Origin of the sequence: Elongatibacter sediminis (genome assembly GCF_037892215.1) — a bacterium.
GTDB lineage: Bacteria > Pseudomonadota > Gammaproteobacteria > Xanthomonadales > SZUA-36 > Elongatibacter > Elongatibacter sediminis.
The window spans coordinates 260,549-277,147 of record NZ_JAZHOG010000005.1; the positions used below are offsets into that span (position 1 = coordinate 260,549).

Sequence of the window (16,599 nt, forward strand, 5' to 3'; positions counted from 1 at the left end):
GTTCAGAAGTTCACCCGCAAATCCACGCCGTAAGTGCGCGGCGCGCCGAACTGGCTGACTTCCTCGCCGAAGAACGGAATCACACCGGTGCGGTACAGCTCGTCGGTCAGGTTGTTGACCCAGGCCGAAACGGACCAGACCGACTGCGGCGGCTCGTAGGTCAGGCGCGCATTGATCAGCCCGTAGGCGTCTTCCTCGTTCAGGTTGGCCGGTTGCCAGTACAGCATGTCCTGCCAGTAATAGCTGGCGTTCAGGCGCAAGGAATCCGCCAGCCTGCCGGTACCGAAGGTCCAGTTCACACCGAAGTTGAACTGGTTGTCCGGCGTCCGCTGCAGGGAATTACCCGAGCTGTCGACGCCACTGGCTTCGACAAAGTCCACATACTCGGTATCCAGCATCGAACCGCCTGCGAACAGGATGACGCCGGCTCCGACGGCCCACTGCACCTCGACTTCCAGGCCCTTGATCTCGGCGTCCGACGCATTGTCGGTGAGATTACACAGGCAGTCCTGGTTGGTCTGCTGCACCTGCAGGTCTTTGTAGTCCATGAAGAACGCAGTCGCGTTGAAGCGCATGCGGCCATCGAGCAGCGTGGCCTTGAAGCCGGCTTCGTAGTTGGTCACGGTTTCCGGATCGAACGGAATCGTGGCCGCGATTTCGTTGGCCGGCGTGTCTTCATAACCACCACCCTTGAAGCCGGTGGAAATGCTGCCGTACCAGTACCAGTCCTCGGACGGCTGGAACTCGAGAATGCCCTGGGGGGTGAACTCGGACCAGGTGTCGCCATAAGAGGTCAGGAACGGCCGGGTCAGGGGTGTGGCCGGAGCCGTATCTCCCGGGGTGAAACGGTCGCCTGTCGCAACCTGGATACCCTGCACGTCGCCGCCCTTGTCATCCTCGGTGTAGCGGCCGCCGACAGTCAGCTTCCAGGCCTCGTTGAACTGGTATCCGACCTGGGCGAACACGGCCAGGCTGTCGTTCTCGCCCTGGTTGTCCCAGTGGCTCTCACCGCTGAGCGTGGGCAGCGCACCGGTAATGCTCTCGGCGATGAAACGGTCGAATTTGTCGACCTCGTCGTGCTTCCAGTAACCACCGACGATCCAATCCCACTTGCTGTCGGTATTCGAGGTCAACCGGATTTCCTGGCTGAATGCCTTGATCTTGGCGTCTTCACGCACCGGCTCGGAAAACAGCAGCACGGCGCCCAGCCCAAGATCCCTGCCCGCCGCGAAGGCCAGATAGTCGTTGAAGTCCGCCAGCGTATCGAAAACGTCCGGGCCGGCGCCGGTCTGGTCGTACATCTGGCCGGAGTCGACGTCGCGGTAGCCGGTGATCGAGGTCAGGTCGAAACCATCGAAGGCCCATTCGAGATCGAGCGTCACACCCCAGCTTTCGCGGTTGAAATACTGCACCGAGTCGAAATCGTCGCCCGCGTAACGCGACACTTCGGGCACGCTGACCCGCGGATCGGTCAGCCCGAGAAAGGCGCGCAGGCCGCTCCAGGGCCGGAAGCTCGACCGTGACGGGCTGGCCTCGTAGGGGTCGGCGATGGCCACGCTGTTGATGCCATCGGTCGAATCGTCGTTGTAGTCGAAGATGACGCGGGCGCGGAAGTCGCTGTCCTTGGGTTCATACAGAAGCTGGCCGCGGACCTGCGCCGACTCGATGTTTTCGAGGTCGCGTCCGCTAAGCAGATCGTAGGCGAAACCATCACGATTGCGGCTCTGGAAGGACAAGCGTCCGGCCAGTTCATCGGTCAGGGCGCCCGTCGTCCAACCATTCACCAGGATCGAATCGTAGTTACCCACAGACACCATCACCTGGGAGGCGCGTTCAAACTCGGGCTGGCGGGTGTAGACGCTGAGCGCGCCGCCGACCACGTTCTTGCCCAGCAGCACGCCCTGCGGGCCGCGGATGATTTCGATGCGTTCGATATCGTAGAAATCGACGTTGATGTCGCCAGTCCGGCCGATGAAGACATCGTCGACGAACAGGCCCACGGACGGGTCGGCCGTCGGCGCGTCGAGGCGGGTGTTGGTGACGCCGCGGATGTTCAACTCGAGGTCCAGGGGCGTCAGGGCCGTCAGCGAAAATGACGGGGTCGCCGAAGCGAGATCGTACACATTGAAGATCCGGTTATCTTCGATGGTGCTGCCGGTCACGGCGCTGATCGCCACCGGCGTGGTCTGCAGGTTCTCCTCGCGGCGCTGCGCCGTGACGATGACCTCTTCCAGCAATCCCAGCTCCGCTTCCTGGGCCATGGCACTCGGGACGGTCCCACAGCAACCGACGGCAAGGACTGCCACGGTTCGTCCCAAGGTTACGAGCAAACGGCTTTTCTTGGATTCACATCGTGCATGGTTCATGGTGATCTGCGCTCTCTGGATGGTTTTTGGGTGTCAATACTCGATTCTTGTCGTTATGTTGGTCCTGTCTATTACCCTTGGGGCTTCGCATGCTGCCCCACATGCTTGCATAATTAGACTAGACTCAATTTTCGGTTCTTGCAAGCAAAGGAGTCCGCCACGATGAAGGCACTGATCTGCCGCGAATTCGGTCCGATAGAAAATCTCGCCCTCGAAGAGGTGCCGGATCCTCAGCCCGGCACGGGCGAAGTTTTGATCCAGTCACGCTTTGCCGCGCTGAACTTTCCGGATGCGCTGACGGTGCAGGGGCGCTACCAGTTCCGCCCGGAACTGCCGTTCGTTCCGGGTGGCGAGAGCGCCGGCACCATTGAGGCAGTCGGAGCGGACGTGGAAGGCCTCGCCCCCGGCGACCGCGTGATTGCGATGGGGCTGAGCGGCGCTTTCGCCGGGAAGCGGGTCGCGCCGGCGGCCGATGTGCTGCCGATACCCGACGACATGCCACTGGACGCCGCGGCGGCGCTGATGGTCGCGCACGGCACCTCGTACTACGCGCTCAAGCAATGCGGCAAACTGCAAGCTGGTGAAACCCTGGTGGTGCTGGGCGCGGCCGGCGGCGTCGGCCTCGCGGCGGTGGAACTCGGCGTCGCCATGGGTGCCCGGGTCATCGCCGCGGCGTCGACCGACGAGAAGCTCGAACTGGCCGGTGAGGCCGGAGCCGAAGCCGGCATCAACTACAGCACGGCCGACCTGAAGGCGGAAATCAAGCGTCTGACCGACGGTCGCGGCGCTGACGTGGTCTACGATCCCGTGGGAGGCGAGTATTCCGAACCGGCGCTACGCGCCACCGGCTGGGACGGGCGCTTCCTGGTGGTCGGTTTCGCGGCCGGCGACATCCCGCGCATTCCGCTCAATCTGGTGCTGCTGAAGAACAACGCCATCCAGGGCGTGTTCTACGGCGTCTGGGCCAAGCGCGATCCGGCGGGCAACGACGAGAATAACCGGGAACTGTTCGACTGGTTCCGCGCAGGACAAATCCGGCCGCGGATCACCGCGACCTATCCGCTCGATGCATCTGCGAAAGCCTTCGAAATCATGGGCAGCCGGCGCGCGATGGGCAAAATCCTCATCGACCTCGCCTGAACCGGCGCGGTGCCCGGTTTCAGGCGAACAATGCCTTCGCCTGACCGGTGTCCAGGTATTCCTCGAGCTCGGTGATGCGGCCGTCCTCCACCTTCACGATGGCACAGGCCTCCAGCCCGAACGGCTCGCCCGATTTCAGCGTGCCGCGCAGCACGTGCTGCTGCACGAAGCCACCGGGAATGGGGATGCGCTGCTTGATGTCGTAGTTCAGATCGCTGAGCTTGCTGTGCACGAACTTCATCGTTTCGATGTTTTCTTCCACCGGCTGCAGCTTGTTGTCGAAGTTGTGCCAGATCTTCGCGTCGGGCGCATAAATGCCGCGCACCGCATCGGCATCACAGTGGTTGAGCGCGTCGATGAAGCGCTCGGCCACGGCCATCGGCTCATTGGTATCGGTCATATCGGTCAATCCGCCTTTTTCTGGTTCATTTCAAAGTAATCCCGCCAGGCCGCGATCTTGCCGTCGCGGAATTCGAAGATACCCATGTAGGGATGGGCGATCATGTCACCGGTGCGGGTGTCCCGGTATTCCTCGTAGCCCTCGACGAACAGGTGGTCACCGCTTTCCGCGTGCCGGTCGATGCGCCATTTCACGTCGGCTGCGATTTCGCGGTATTTGGACATGAATTTGCGCACCCAGTCCTTGCCGTTCAGCGGGCGCGAACCGACGTGGTAGTGGTACTCGATGTCGTCGGTGAGGAAGGACAGGAAGGCCTCGTCGTCCTGCGCTTCGGTGGCTTTCATCAATTCCCGTATGACGTCCATTTTGCTTTGCATGGGTGGTTGGCCTCTCCTCAGAATTTCCATTGCCGCGCGACGAGGTCGCGCAGTACTTCCGGCGTTCCGCCGCCCAGCGCGAATATCCGCGACTCGCGAAAGATCCGCTCCAGGCGCGGCGCGCCCTGGTAAGCCGATCCGCCCAGCAGGTGCAGGGCCTCGCGCGCGCAGTGTTCGAGCACGGCGCTCGCCTCGATTTTCAACAACGCCAGATCGGCCACCGCGGTATCGCCCGCCTCCAGCCACTCCACGCAGGCATCGAGATAGCTGTAGGCGGACCGGATGCGGCCGGCCAGTTCCACCAGGCGATGGCGCACGACCTGGTGGTCGACCAGGCGCTGGCCGAAGGTTTCCCGCTCCCGTGTGAACGCCAGCGCCTGCGCCACGGCGGACCGGGCGAGTCCCAGCGCCGCACCCACGCCGCTCAGGCGTTCGATGTTGAACTGCTCGGCCAGCGCGCGAAAGCCACCGCCCTCATCGCCGATCAGGGCATCCGCCGGCAGAACGGCATCCTCGAAACGGACGGTGCCGATGCTGGCGTTGTACCAGGCCAGGCCTTCGACGGGTTCACGGGACACCCCGGGGCCGTGCGCGTCGACCAGGAACAGGGAAACCCCACGCTCGGCCGTGTCGGTGCGCGCGGCGACCAGGATGGAGTCGGCCCGCATGACTCCGGAGATCAGCGTCTTGGCGCCGTTGAGGCGCCAACCCTCGCCTTCGCGGGAGGCCACCGTGCGCAGCCGCGACAGGTCCGAGCCCCCTTCCGGTTCGGTCACTGCGAATGCCACCCGGTGCTCACCCGCCAGCACGGGCCGGACGACTTCCCGCTGCAGGCGCTCGCTGCCGGCGCGAACCACCGGCGGCAATGCAATCCAGTGGGTGGCGAGGTCGGCATAGACGACGCCGGAACCGAGGCGGTGCATCTCCTCGGCCATCGTGATCCGGTCGTACAGCCCACCGCCCGGTCCGGACCCGCCCACATCCTCGGCGAATCCCAGCCCCAGCAGCCCGGCCCGCGCGGTCTCCCCATAGAGCGCATCCGGAAACGTTCCCGCGCGGTTCCAGTCATCCAGGTGTGGCGCGATGTGCCGGTCGACGAAGGCCCGAACCCGTTCACGCCAGGCTTCGTGCGCGGTGGTCAACCGGGCGCAGGGCGGCCGCAGGCTGTCGAAATCGGGCGGCAGGGAAGCCTCCATCAGGCGACTCCAGGCCGCAAAAAGCGTCGTGGGAAACGGAGAATAACGGTCATAGGCCAATTAACTTGCATAATTGAACTGTTTGTTCTTAGCATGATAGCAGAATCCGGCGCGACGGCCGCGGCCCCGCCAAACCACCGCGCGAACCCTTTCTTCAACATAAGGAGTACCGTTAATGAGCATCAGTGAAGCCCGCCTGGAAGCCGCCCTGTCCAGGCTCGAAATCCAGGACGTGATGATGCGTTACGCCCGCGGCGTGGACCGCGCCGACGAAAAAATGCTCAAGTCGTGCTACCACGCGGATGCCATCGAGGAACACGGCAGCGCCTACGCCGGACCCGCCCACGCCTATATCGAAGGCGCCGTTGGCCGCATCCGCAAAATGGGCGCAATGGCCCACTACGTGTGCAACATCCACATCGAATTCGAAGGCGAACGGGACGGGGTCGAGGTGGCTTACGTCGAGGCCTATGTTCTGACCTTCCTGCGCGTCGCCGAGGACGAAGGGGACTGGGACACCCTCACCGGTGGCCGCGTTTGCGACCGCTTCGAGCGGCGCGACGGCGAATGGAAAATCGCCCACCGAAAAATCGTGTTCGACTGGAACCGCGACATGCCCAGCAACCAGGGCTGGTGCCGCGGCGTCCTCAATCCCGACGACCCGAAAATGGTCATGGCCACCAAAGGGGCCGACGACCTCAGCTACCTTCGGTTCTGACGCCACCGGCCGCGACGACCTCACGCTGGACAGGCTTCAGTCGCCCTTGCTGCACAGGGTTTCCAGCCATTCGGGAAAATCTTCCTGCGCTTTGGCTTTGGCGATGAGACCCGTATCCACGTAGTCGCGCCAGCCGCAGACGCGGCCGTCGCGTAATTCGAAAATACCCATGTAGGGCGTGCGGATCCGCCGCCCTTCGGCGTCCACGTAATCGTCGATGCCTTCGACCAGGATCTTGTTCCCGGCTTGGGCATGATTGACGATCCGCCAGCGGATATCGGTCTGGCCGGTGCCGAATTTCTCCAGGAAGCGCCGCACCCACTCATGCCCCACCAGGGGCCGCTCGCCCACGACGTAGTGATACTCGACGTCTTCGGTCAGATGCGCGAGCACCCCGTCGATGTCGGTTCGCTTCCACGCCTCGATGATTCCATTGACCACGTCAATCGGTTCTGACACAGCGCTTCCTCCCGGAGTTGCTTGCCCCTCTGGCCGCCGACCGGGTGGCGGGCGCGCTCGGCGCGACCGTTCCGGCAACTTGCCAAGCGCGGGGCGTGCTGGTAACTTTCACAAATAGACTTACTCGATAGATTTGCACGGGCCGGGGCGGATGTCAATTCGACGCCTGCGGGTCCGCCGCTCCTTGAAGCTGATGAGAATTTTCATTGCCCACCATGATTGACAGCCGGCCACCCGCGGTGAACGAACACCCGAGACCGTCCACGGGCGAACTGCCGGAAATGCGGCTCGATTTGCGCGCTGATGACGACGGCACCGTGCACCTGCGCTATGCCGAACCCCTGGCGGCCTTCGATCCGGCCGTGATCCGCCATCTCGCTCGCCACGCGGTTCAGACGCCGGATCGCCCGATCTACGGCCAGCGGCGCCGAGGGGCGGACGGCGCACCGGGCGACTGGCAAACCGTGAGCTTCGCCGAAGCCCACGCCGCCGCGACCGGCATCGGGCAGTGGTTGATCGACCAGGGTCTCGGACCGCGCGACACGGTCCTGATCGCCTCGGGCAATTCCATCGGCCACGCGTTAATGCGGCTGGCGTGTCTCGCCGCCGGGGTAACCGCCTGCCCCGTCAGTGCCAACTACGCCCTGATGGGCGGCGGTTACGAACGCCTGCGTTACGTGATGGATCTGGTTGAGCCACGCGTAGTGTTCGCCGAGGATTCCGGCCGCCTCGGACCGGCCCTGGAGGCCATTGCCGGCGACGGGACGGAACACATCGCCGTCACCGCCGACCCCTCCGGAATCAATGCCGATGCCGTCGCCTGGGAGTCCGTGCGGGAGTACCCGGCCGGCGAGGAGATTCGCGCCCGCATCGCGGCGACCGATGTCGACGAGCATGCCGTTTACGTGCTCACCTCCGGATCAACCGGCATGCCCAAGGCCGTGGTGCAGACGCAGCGCATGCTCACGACCAACCTGTTCCAGGCCTACCAGGTGCTGGGCGGCATGTCCGGATGGGACGACGTAATGCTCGACTGGCTGCCCTGGAGCCACGTGTCCGGCGCATTCAACCTGCTGGCCGCGGCCGTGTTCGGCGGCACTCTGTACATCGACGAGGGTAAACCCGCTCCGGGGCTGTTCGAAGAAACCCTGCACAACCTGCGCGAGATTTCAGTGCCCTACTTCTGCAACGTTCCGGCCGGTTTCGCGATGCTGATCGACGAACTCGAAGCCGACGAGGAATTGCAGAAGCGCTTTTTCGCCAAACTGCGCATGGTGCTGTACGGCGGCGCCGGCCTGCCGCAGCCCCTGCTCGACCGCCTGCAGCGGATGGCGCAGGCCCAGACCGGCCGCAGCGTATTCACGACCACGGGCTACGGCGCCACCGAGACAGCGTCCGGCTGCATGGCGATCTATTTTCACACCGACAAGGTGGGCATCGGCCTGCCCATGCCGGGTCTGGATGTAAAACTGGTGCCCCACGGCGACCGCTACGAAATCCGCCTGAAGGGTGACAACGTGATGTCGGGCTACCTCAACAACCCGGAAGCCACCGCGCAGTCCTTCGACAAGGACGGCTTTTACCGCACCGGCGACGCCGCCCGCTTCCACGACGAGGCGGCCCCGGAGAAAGGCCTGTACTTCGCCGGCCGGCTGGCCGAGGAATTCAAACTCGGCACCGGCACCTGGATATACGCCGGCCAAGTGCGTGCCCGCGTCATCGAGGCCCTGTCCCCGGTGATCACGGATCTGCTGCTGTGCGGGCTCGGCCGCGACTACCTCGCCGTACTCGGCGTACCCAGTCCGGCGGGCCTGCGCGAAATCGCCGGTCAGCCGGAGGCCGCGCCGGACACCCTGGTGACCAACCCGGCGGTGATCGCCCACGTCCGCCAGGCGCTCGAAGCGTGGAACGCGGGCAACCCCGGCAGCAGCACTGCCATTCGCCGTTTCGCATTCATGCGGGAGCCGCCCAGCGCGGCCCGTCACGAGCTGTCCGACAAGGGCACGGTCAACCAGTTGCTGGCGGCCGAGAACCGACCCGAAGAAATCGACGCCCTGTACGCGGAATCCCCGGACCCACACGTGATCGTGATCTGAATCCGGCCCAGGCATGCACCACAAGGAGAAATCAACATGAAGGTAGCGGGATCCACCGCCATCGTCACCGGCGGCAACCGCGGCATCGGCGAGTCCTTCGTCCGCTGCCTGCTCGACGCCGGCGCCGAACGGGTTTACGTCGGCACCCGGCGCCTGGAAGGCGCGGCCCACCTGGCCGGGGACTATCCGGACCGGGCCATTCCGGTCGAACTCGACGTGACCCGGGATGAACAGGTGGCGGCGGCCGCGGCATCCTGCGGCGATACGTCGATTGTGATCAACAACGCCGGCGCGTTCCACGACCTGACCCTGATCGGCGCCCCCGACATGACCGCCGCACGCGATGAAATGGAAGTGAACTACTTCGGCGTGCTGTCCATGTGCCGCCACTTCGCGCCGGTACTCGCCAGCAATGGTGGCGGCAGCATCATCAACGTGCTGTCGGCGGCCGCCATCGTGCCGATCCCCAACATGGGCGGTTACTCACCGGCCAAGTTCGCCGCCCGTGCGCTGACCACCAGCGTGCGCGCTGAGCTGGCCGATCAGGGCACCCACGTCGGTTGCCTGATCGTCGGCTCCATCGATACCCGCATGGCGGCCCACGTCGAGGGCCGCAAGGAGCCGCCGGAAACCGTGGCCCGCGCCGGGATCAAGGCCATCGAGCACGACATCTCCGAAATGGACACCGACGCCTTCGCCGTCAACGTGCGGGCCGCACTCGCCCGCGATCCCGGCCGCATGGAAAAACAGATGGCCGCCCTGCTCAAGGCGGAAACCCTCAACACGGGGCGTTGATCCGTGATCCGGCCAAACCTTTATGGAAACCGCGCCCATGAATGAAATCACACAGATTCTGCTGACCAACTTCGCCATCATCATGGCCTGCATGGTCGTTCTCTGGCTGATCAGCATCCCGCTGCGCGATGTTTCCTACATCGACAGTTTCTGGGCCCTGGGCTTCGTCATCGTCGCCGTCGCGACGTGGACCCTGACGGGCGGCGACACCCAACGGCGCAATCTGATGCTGCTGATCACCGCGGTCTGGGGGCTGCGACTGGCGACCTACCTGTTCCTGCGCTGGCGGCGCGAAGGGCCGGACGGCCGTTACGTGGCGCTGTTGAAAAAAGCGCCCGGCAACGTCCACGTGCAAAGTCTGACCAAGGTCTTTCTGCTGCAGGGTCCGATACTCTGGGTGGTGTCCCTGCCGCTGCAACTCGGCCAGATTCCCGACCAGCCGGCGCAACTGGGCGCTCTGGGCTGGGCCGGCGTGGTGCTGGCCGCCATCGGCATCTTTTTCGAGTCCGTGGGAGACCACCAGATGGCCGCGTTCAAGTCCGACCCGGCCAACGAGGGCCAGGTCATGGATCGCGGCCTGTGGCGTTATACCCGGCATCCCAACTACTTCGGCGATGCCTGTGTCTGGTGGGGCCTGTTCCTGATCGCGGTCGAGGTGCCCAACGGCATCTGGAGCATCTTCGGCCCGCTGCTGCTTACCTGGACCCTGGTCAAGTGGAGCGGCGCCGCGCTGCTGGAGCGACGGCTCAAACGCAGCCGGCCGGGCTACGAAGACTACCTCCGCCGTACCAGTTCCTTCATTCCGTGGCCGCCCAAGCGGTCCGGCAACGGCGCCTGACTGCCGCCGCACCCGAATATTCGAGAGTGATACCCATGAAAGCAAACCGAGTGAACCACGTCGAACCCACCATCGCGCCGAACGAGCACCCATACATGAACGGTGCATGGACGCCGAACTACGACGAATGGGACGCCACCGACATGGAAGTCATCGGCGAAATTCCCTCCGACATCGATGGCGTCTACGTGCGCAATACCGAGAACCCCGTGCACGAGCCCATCGGCCGCTACCACCCGTTCGAGGGCGACGGCATGATCCACGCCATCAGCTTCCGCGACGGCAAGGCCGAGTACCGCAACCGCTTCGTGCGCACCCAGGCCTTCATGGCCGAACAGGAAGCCGGTCACTCGCTGTGGGCGGGGCTGATGGAACACCCCAGGCGCTCGATCCGCCCGGGCTGGGGCGCGCACGGCAATCTCAAGGATGCCTCCTCCACCGATGTGATCGTGCACGCCGGAAAGATTCTGTCGACGTTCTATCAGTGTGGCGACGGCTACCGGCTCGACCCGTATACCCTGGAGCAGTTCGGCATGGAGTCCTGGACGCCGCTGGACGGTATCTCGGCTCACCCCAAGCTGGACGAGAGAACCGGTGAGCTGCTGTTTTTCAACTACGGCAAGTACGAACCCTTTATGCACTACGGCGTGGTCGGTCCGGACAACGCCGTGAAGCATTACATCCCGGTGGAAATTCCGGGTCCGCGGCTGCCGCACGACATCGCCTTTTCGGAGAACTACACCATTCTCAATGACCTGCCGGTGTTCTGGGATCCCGAACTGCTCAAGCAGGACATCCACGCCGCCCGCTTCTACCCCGATATTCCATCGCGCTTCGGCATCCTGCCGCGATACGGCGATCCGTCCTCGATCAAGTGGTTCGAGGCCGCACCGACCTACGTGCTGCACTGGCTGAATGCCTGGGAGGACGGCGACGAAGTGGTGCTGGACGGCTACTTCCAGGAAAACCCCGTTCCCGGCAAGTACGAAGGCGCGCCACCGGAACTGGAACGCATGATGGCCTTTCTCGATCAGTTCCTGCTGCAACCCAAGCTGCACCGCTGGCGCTTCAACCTGAAAACCGGTGAAACCAGAGAAGAGCGCCTGGACGACGAAATCCTCGAATTCGGCACCATCAACCAGCGCATCGCCGGCCGGCGCAACCGCTACTGCTACAGCGCCGTGCCGAAGAAGGGCTGGTTCCTGTTCACCGGCGTCGCCAAGCACGACTTCGACACCGGCCGCAGCTGGGCGCTCGACCTCGGCCCCGAACGGTATGGCAGCGAGCCGGCCTTCGCCCCGCGCGTCGGCGCCACCAACGAAGACGACGGCTATCTCGTGACCTTCGTCACCGACATGATCGAGGATCGTTCGGAATGCGTGCTGATCGACGCCTCGGACATTGAAGCCGGCCCGGTCTGCCGCATCATGCTGCCGCACCGCATCAGCAGCGGCACCCATGCGACCTGGGCGCACGGCGAGGACATCCGCGCGGCCGCGGCCCGTGACGCCGCCTGACGTTTTTCACGCAGCGCCGCGACGCGAGCCACGAAGCGAGGGGCATCCCAGCGATGAGCACACTGATGCAACGTACCGCCGACCTCGAAACCCGGGGCAATCCGTACCTGGAGGGGCCCCACGCCCCGGTGGACCGTGAGATCGACGCGTTCGACCTGGAGGTGATCGGCGACCTGCCGGAAGATCTCGAGGGCCTGTACCTGCGCAACGGCCCCAATCCGAAGTTCAGCCCGAAGGGCGTGCACCACTGGTTCGACGGCGACGGCATGCTGCACGGCATCGAGGTTTCCAACGGCCGGGTGAATTACCGCAACCGCTGGGTGCGCACCCGCGGTTTCCTGGCCGAGAACGATGCCGGCCAAACCCTCTGGCCGGGTCTGATCGACCGGCCCGACCGTTCGCTGGAACAGGCCTGGGGCGCCGACCGTTTCCTCAAGGATTGCGCCAACACCGACGTCGTGTTTCACAACGGCAAGGCCGTCGCGACGTTCTACCAGTGCGGCGAACCGTACCTGCTGGACCCGGTCACCCTTGAAACCCTGGGCCGCATCGACCTGCCCGCGTCCGGGGCGCGCTTCATGTCGGCGCACAACATGGTCGACGAGCACAGCGGCGAGATGATGTTCTTCGACTACGCGACCGCAGAGCCGTACATGACCTACGGCGTGATCGATGCGGCCGGCAGCCTGACCCACTTCACGCCCATCGAATTGCCCGGACCGCGCCTGCCGCATTCGCTGGCCATTACCGAAAACCACACGATCCTGATGGACCTGCCGCTGTTCTGGGACCCCGAACTGTTGCGCCAGGACGCCCACAAGGTGACGTTCCATCCGGACATGCCCAGCCGCTTCGGCGTCATACCGCGACACGGTTCCGGGGATGCCATTCGCTGGTTCGAGGCCGAGCCCACCTACATCTACCACGTGATCAACGCCTGGGAGGACGGCCCCTGGGTGATCATGGACGGCTGCCGTCTCGGCCATCCTGAACCGTCCCGGGAAGTGCGCCGCCAGTACGCCGGCCCCTACGCCAACCTGCTGGCCTGGATGCGCCTGGACGCCACCTACCACCGCTGGCGTTTCAACCTGGAAACCGGCGAATGCCGCGAGGAAGCACTCAGCGACCTGATCAGCGAATTTCCCATGATCAATGCCCGCTTCCTGGGCCGGCGTTCGCGCTATAGCTACCACGTGAGCTTCGCGCCGGAAGATACCGTGCTGTTCGACGGCCTGGTTCGCTACGACTCCGAGACCGGCCGAATCCAGCAACACAAATACCCCCGGGGGCACTACGGCAGCGAGGCGCCGTTCGCGCCGCGCTCCGGCGCGACCGAAGAAGACGACGGTTACGTTGTAAGCTTTGTCAGCGTGCCCCACGAAAACCGCGCCGAGTTCCAGGTATTCGATGCCCGCTATCTGACCCGGGGGCCGCTGTGCCGGGCACAAATCCCGCAGCACATCCCCAGCGGCTTCCACGCCTGCTGGGTGCCGGGCACCCCTGCCGGCTGAACGACCGGCACGAACCTTTCACGAGCGTACAGGAGAGCACCATGACCGGGCCGCTTCACAACCGTACCTACATCATCACCGGGGCCGGCAAGGGATTGGGCCGGGCCTACGCACTGCACCTGGCCAGACTCGGTGCCAGTCTCGTCGTGAACAACCGCAAGCACGAAGGCGAGCGTGAATCATCGGCCGAACGGGTCGTGGGCGAGATCACGGCGGCCGGCGGTCAGGCCGTGGCCGAGCACAGCGACGCCGAAGACCGGGCCTGTGGCGAGCGCCTGCTCGAAACGGCCCTGGAGGCATTCGGCCGGGTGGACGGCCTCATCGCCAACGCGGGCGTCTCGGAAGGGCGCAGCTTTCACAAGCAGTCGCTGGAAGAACTGCACCGCACCCTGGACATCAACCTGGCGGGCACCCTCAACGCGATTCACCCGGTGTTCCGGCACTGCTACGAGCAGAGCCGGGGCGCATTCATCGTCACCACTTCGGTGGCCGGCCTGTACGGCGAACACGGTCTGCCGGCCTATTCGACATCCAAGGCCGGCCTGATCGGCCTGGCCCGCGCCATCGGCAAGGAAGGCGGCCGCCACGGCGTCCGGGTCAATGCACTGGCCCCCTACGGTGCCACCCAGATGACCGAGGCCCAGCTGTCGGATGACCTGATCGAACGGATGCGGCCGGAGCGAGTGGCCCCGGTGGTCGCCTGGCTGCTCAGTGACGACTGTCCGGTGAATGGCGAAGTGGTGATCGCCGGCGGCGGCCGGCTCGCCACGGCCGGCGTGCGGGAGCCCTCCCCCGTGGAGATCGCCGACGACGCCGATTTCAGCACCGTGGCCCGCGCCTGGGACGAACTCACCCAACGGTCACTGGAACGCCACTACGGCGGCGCGCTCGATCATTTCGCCGGCTACCTGGGCGACTGACTGGCCGAAGCGGTCGCCACCGGGCATCCGTCCCGGCCGCCCGATAACCGGGCGGCCGCCCACGAGCCCTCCCCGACGAAAATCCCAAGTCATGGATTTTTAATCGGATTTTCCCTCCGTTAACTCGTTAACGAAACCGTTTTCTTTACATTCCTCACTTGTCTGTTTTCGTACGCCCCTGCGATGCTTGAGCGCAGCCGGCTTTAACCCACCGACAGACACGAGGCTTTCATGACACGACCCGATCGACGATCAGCATGCGCGGCCTGCGCCTGCGCCCTGCTGTATTGCGGCCTCGTGCCGGCCCAGCCCAGTTCGGAGGACGCGCTTGAAGAGGTACACGTCACGGCGCGCAGCATCGAGGACACCATTCCGCTGGATCTCGCCGAGTACGGCAATCGGCTGGAAGTGCTGCCCTACGGGGAAATCGAGCTGAAAGGCTATACGGAAGTCAGCCAGGCGCTGCAGATGCTGGTGCCCGGGCTGCACGTGCGCCCCAAGAACGGCGCCTTCGACTACGTCGACGTTTCATTGCAGGGATCGCGCCGCGAGGAAATCCTGTGGCTGATCGACGGCGTGCGCATCAACAATCGTCTGTACAACGGCACGTCGCCGCTGGACACCATCCCGAGCCACATGATCGAGCGCATCGAGGTGCTCAAGGGCGGCCAGGGCATTTTCTACGGCACGCAGTCGGTCGGTGGCGTCGTGAACATCTTGACCAGGACCCTGCAGGACGAACCGGAGGGAGCAGCGGGACTGGGCGTCAACAGCAACGACGGCTTCAATGCCCACGCCTACTATCGCGGATCCGCCGGCCCGCATCGCTTCCTGGCTTACGCGTCCCGGGACGAGGCCGACGGCTTCCAACCCTATCGCGACGAAGACATCCAGCCCAGCGCCGCCGACCGCGAGCGCGGCTACGAAGTCAATGTGGGCGGCCTGAAGTATGGCGTGAACCTGGGTGAGAGCACCACCCTGACCGTGCAGTATCAGCGCACCGACAACGAACTCGACTTCGCGCGCCCGATGCTCAATGCCCGCACCACCAATGAACGCAGCGAAGACATTCTGATGGCGCGCCTCGATTACCTGCCCTCCGACTCGTTCGGCCTGTACGTCAAGGCCTACTATCACGACTGGGACACGCACTACACGCGGATCTACAACGTGCTGGACGACGACGGCAATGTGACCGGCGATCAGCGCGTGGTCAACGATCGGTCGTTCTGGGGTTACGAGGACTACGGGCTCAACGCCATGGCCGAATTCAGGCTGCACCGTGGTTTCGAGTACGTGGCCGGCTTCGACCACCAGCGCTATTCCGGCGAAGACGACGTCTGGCGAATCGCCGACCAGGAGGAAGAAGTCAACGCCCTGTACCTGCAGGTCCGTACCACCCCGGAGCTGTGGCGCGACACCCGCCTGGCGTTCGGCGTCCGCTACAACCGCCCCGACACCATCGCGAGCGCGACCGTCTGGAATTTCAGCGGGCGGCATGAGATCAACGACCAGTGGTACGTTCAGGGCACCCTGGGTACGTCCTTCCGCCTGCCCGATGCCGAAGCTCTTTTCCTCAACGAAATCTACGACGAGAACGGCGACGGCGTGCCGGATTTCTTCTTCTCGGTGGGCAATCCCGACCTCGAGCCGGAGGAAAGCCGCAACCTGAATCTCGGCGTGGGAGCGGAATTCGACCGGTTCCGCTTCGAACTCACGGGCTATGTCCGGGAAATCACCCACTACATCCAGTCGTACGTACCGGTGGAAATCGCCGGGGTGGAAGGCGAGAGTTTCACCAATTCGGATGACGAGGTGGATGTGGTCGGCATGGAACTGATTACCGCCTACGACCTCGGCCAGGGCTGGGCCGCGAACCTGAGTGTCAACTTCAACGAATCAGAGCTGAACGAAGACGGCGTGCAACTGACCGGCATCCCCGAGTCCGAAGTCAAAGCCGGTTTGAATTACCAGGCCCCGGAGCGGCCCTGGGGTGCGTCGCTGACGGCGGTCTGGGTCGGCGATCTGAATGCCCGGCCGGGCGTGGAGCGGGGTGATTACCTGGTCGCCGACCTGGCGGCCTGGTACCGGTTCGGCCGCAGCGAACGCCACCGACTCAGTCTCCGGCTCGAAAATTTAACCGATGAGACGTACGCCACCCGGGTGGATGTGGCCTCGGCGGACCGGGGTGGCAGTTACTTCTACAACAGCCTCGGAACCCCCCGCACGCTGCACCTGTTCTACGCATTCGGCTTCTAGCACTGAT

General features: G+C 64.4%; 14 protein-coding genes. 9 read left to right on the forward strand and 5 right to left on the reverse strand.

What is annotated here, in order from left to right:
- Nucleotides 1-2: 2 nt before the first annotated feature.
- Nucleotides 3-2,261 (reverse strand): TonB-dependent receptor, encoded by a 2,259-nt coding sequence (locus V3330_RS09595; RefSeq protein ID WP_354695193.1) that lies wholly within the window; start codon nt 2,259-2,261, stop codon nt 3-5.
- A gap of 267 nt (nt 2,262-2,528) precedes the next feature.
- On the opposite strand from V3330_RS09595, the gene V3330_RS09600 reads away from it, so the two are divergent.
- Nucleotides 2,529-3,506 (forward strand): NADPH:quinone oxidoreductase family protein, encoded by a 978-nt coding sequence (locus V3330_RS09600; RefSeq protein ID WP_354695194.1) that lies wholly within the window; start codon nt 2,529-2,531, stop codon nt 3,504-3,506.
- Nucleotides 3,507-3,525: 19 nt separating this feature from the next.
- Here the strand turns inward: V3330_RS09600 and V3330_RS09605 are convergent, their stop codons facing one another.
- Genes V3330_RS09605 through V3330_RS09615 form a run of 3 tightly spaced genes read right to left on the reverse strand, consistent with a single transcriptional unit; the run spans nt 3,526 to nt 5,479 of the window.
- Nucleotides 3,526-3,906, reverse strand: a complete 381-nt coding sequence (locus V3330_RS09605) for a nuclear transport factor 2 family protein (protein WP_354695195.1) — start codon at nt 3,904-3,906, stop codon at nt 3,526-3,528.
- Between the two features lie 5 nt (nt 3,907-3,911).
- On the reverse strand, nt 3,912-4,283 hold the full coding sequence (locus V3330_RS09610) for a nuclear transport factor 2 family protein (protein WP_354695196.1): 372 nt from the start codon (nt 4,281-4,283) through the stop codon (nt 3,912-3,914).
- 17 nt (nt 4,284-4,300) lie between these two features.
- Nucleotides 4,301-5,479 (reverse strand): acyl-CoA dehydrogenase family protein, encoded by a 1,179-nt coding sequence (locus V3330_RS09615; RefSeq protein ID WP_354695197.1) that lies wholly within the window; start codon nt 5,477-5,479, stop codon nt 4,301-4,303.
- Nucleotides 5,480-5,654: 175 nt separating this feature from the next.
- On the opposite strand from V3330_RS09615, the gene V3330_RS09620 reads away from it, so the two are divergent.
- Complete coding sequence (locus V3330_RS09620) at nt 5,655-6,197, forward strand: nuclear transport factor 2 family protein (protein ID WP_354695198.1); 543 nt, start codon at nt 5,655-5,657, stop codon at nt 6,195-6,197.
- Between the two features lie 36 nt (nt 6,198-6,233).
- On the opposite strand, the gene V3330_RS09625 is transcribed toward V3330_RS09620, so the two are convergent.
- Entirely contained in the window at nt 6,234-6,656 is a 423-nt protein-coding gene (locus V3330_RS09625) for a nuclear transport factor 2 family protein (RefSeq protein WP_354695199.1), read from the reverse strand.
- A gap of 215 nt (nt 6,657-6,871) precedes the next feature.
- Here V3330_RS09625 and V3330_RS09630 point away from each other — a divergent pair, with 215 nt between their 5' ends.
- From V3330_RS09630 to V3330_RS09660, 7 genes are all read left to right on the forward strand, one after another.
- Entirely contained in the window at nt 6,872-8,752 is a 1,881-nt protein-coding gene (locus V3330_RS09630) for an AMP-binding protein (protein WP_354695258.1), read from the forward strand.
- Nucleotides 8,753-8,788: 36 nt separating this feature from the next.
- On the forward strand, nt 8,789-9,547 hold the full coding sequence (locus V3330_RS09635; protein ID WP_354695200.1) for an SDR family oxidoreductase: 759 nt from the start codon (nt 8,789-8,791) through the stop codon (nt 9,545-9,547).
- A gap of 37 nt (nt 9,548-9,584) precedes the next feature.
- On the forward strand, nt 9,585-10,385 hold the full coding sequence (locus V3330_RS09640; protein WP_354695201.1) for a DUF1295 domain-containing protein: 801 nt from the start codon (nt 9,585-9,587) through the stop codon (nt 10,383-10,385).
- Nucleotides 10,386-10,420: 35 nt separating this feature from the next.
- On the forward strand, nt 10,421-11,902 hold the full coding sequence (locus tag V3330_RS09645; protein ID WP_354695202.1) for a carotenoid oxygenase family protein: 1,482 nt from the start codon (nt 10,421-10,423) through the stop codon (nt 11,900-11,902).
- A gap of 65 nt (nt 11,903-11,967) precedes the next feature.
- Nucleotides 11,968-13,413 carry a carotenoid oxygenase family protein gene (locus V3330_RS09650; protein WP_354695203.1) on the forward strand — a complete coding sequence of 482 codons (1,446 nt, stop codon included), beginning with the start codon at nt 11,968-11,970 and terminating at the stop codon, nt 13,411-13,413.
- 41 nt (nt 13,414-13,454) lie between these two features.
- Nucleotides 13,455-14,333: an SDR family NAD(P)-dependent oxidoreductase gene (locus V3330_RS09655; protein WP_354695204.1), complete on the forward strand. Its 879-nt coding sequence runs from the start codon at nt 13,455-13,457 to the stop codon at nt 14,331-14,333.
- 231 nt (nt 14,334-14,564) lie between these two features.
- Nucleotides 14,565-16,592, forward strand: a complete 2,028-nt coding sequence (locus V3330_RS09660) for a TonB-dependent receptor plug domain-containing protein (protein ID WP_354695205.1) — start codon at nt 14,565-14,567, stop codon at nt 16,590-16,592.
- Nucleotides 16,593-16,599 lie beyond the last annotated feature (7 nt).